This window comes from Argonema antarcticum A004/B2 (genome assembly GCF_023333585.1).
GTDB lineage: Bacteria > Cyanobacteriota > Cyanobacteriia > Cyanobacteriales > Aerosakkonemataceae > Argonema > Argonema antarcticum.
This window is the reverse complement of sequence record NZ_JAIQZN010000233.1, coordinates 1-1459: the sequence shown is the minus strand read 5'-3', so window position 1 is coordinate 1459 and position 1459 is coordinate 1. Positions and strand designations below refer to the sequence as shown.

The following is a 1459-nucleotide window of genomic DNA, read 5'->3' as shown; positions in this document are numbered from 1 at the left end:
ACCACTGACCACTGACCACTGACCACTGACCACTGACCACTGACCACTGACCACTGACCACTGACCACTGACTAATGCTCTCACACCTTCAAACCTTCAGCAGCTTGGGGGCGGGCAAAAATCATCCTCCCAGCAGAAGTTTGTAAAGCAGATGTTACAACCACCCGCAGTTCGCTGCCCACATATCTGCTGCCCTCTTCAACCACAACCAAAGTGCCATCATCCAAATAGCCGATCCCTTGACTGGGTTCCTTGCCTTCCTTAATAATTTTCAGATCCAGAGTGTCACCAGGTAGATAAGAAGGACGAATCGACTGCGCTAAGTCATTGATATTCAACACAGGTACTTTCTGCAAGCTGGCAACCTTGCTGAGATTATAGTCATTACTCAGCAAAGTGCCATTAATCTCCTGAGCCAAACGCACCAACTTGGCATCCACTGTGGGAATATCTTCGTAGTCGGCAGAGTGAATTACAATCCTCTCTGGGTAAGTAATCTTCATGCGGTTAAGGATATCTAGTCCTCGACGCCCCCGAACTCGCTTTTGATCGTTGGAAGCATCGGCGACTTGCTGCAATTCCCGCAAAACAAACTGCGGCACAAGAATTTGACCCTCCACAAAACCAGTATCCAGCAACTCTTCAATGCGACCGTCGATGATGCAACTGGTATCTAAGACTTTAGTAGCAGCAGGCTTAAGCGTCCCTTCTGCTATTAGGAGACTTTCCACCGTGTGAGGATTAATCAGTCGCAAAAAACCCCGCCCGTGGGTATCTGCAAGAGTTATACCTGAAAAGGCAAACATGATACTGCCCAAAACGGCCACCAGTGGCTTAATAAAGGCAAAATCCGTCGGAATCGGCAGTAAGAAAATTGGCGCGAGCATTAAGTTAGCAACGAGTAGCCCCAGCACCAAGCCAACTGCACGAGTCAAGAGGACATCCACCGGCATTTCCCGGACTTTCCGTTCCAAACGCCGATAGGCCGTCTGGACGAAGAGTCCCATCGCTATTCCACCTATAACTCCAAACCCCGCGAAAACCAAGCGCAAACCTTGCAGATTGGTCACCTGCGTCAGTGCCCAGCTCGGTATCAAGTCAATGATGTAGAAGCCGATCCCAGCCCCTGCTGCCATGAATGAAAGAATAATGATTGCGTCAAGCATTGTTTTAAGCTGATTAGGATGAGATTTTCCATTCCCTGGTGGGATTAAAAAACGATTAAAATGAATGTCAGCAGCTGATATTTGTACCGTTCCATTATTATATCTTCGATCCTCTGGCCGTCTCTTTTTGGGATTCGTTCTGTAAAAACCTTACGAACTCAACATTTCAGCGTTATTTTGATGAATTCAATTGATTTGATTTACAACTTTTAACTCCTCGCTCCTGTTGTCCCCCGCTATAACTGTACTCAGTTTAGCGGCGGGATACTTCGGCAGGCTCAGTAACAGAAAGG

At 47.4% G+C, this 1459-nt stretch carries 1 protein-coding gene; it reads right to left on the bottom strand.

Annotation, left to right across the window (positions count from 1 at the left end; genetic code table 11):
• Nucleotides 1–80: 80 nt before the first annotated feature.
• A complete protein-coding gene (locus LAY57_RS35565; RefSeq protein WP_249072205.1) occupies nucleotides 81–1166 on the bottom strand; it encodes a PIN/TRAM domain-containing protein in 1086 nt (361 codons plus the stop codon).
• Nucleotides 1167–1459 lie beyond the last annotated feature (293 nt).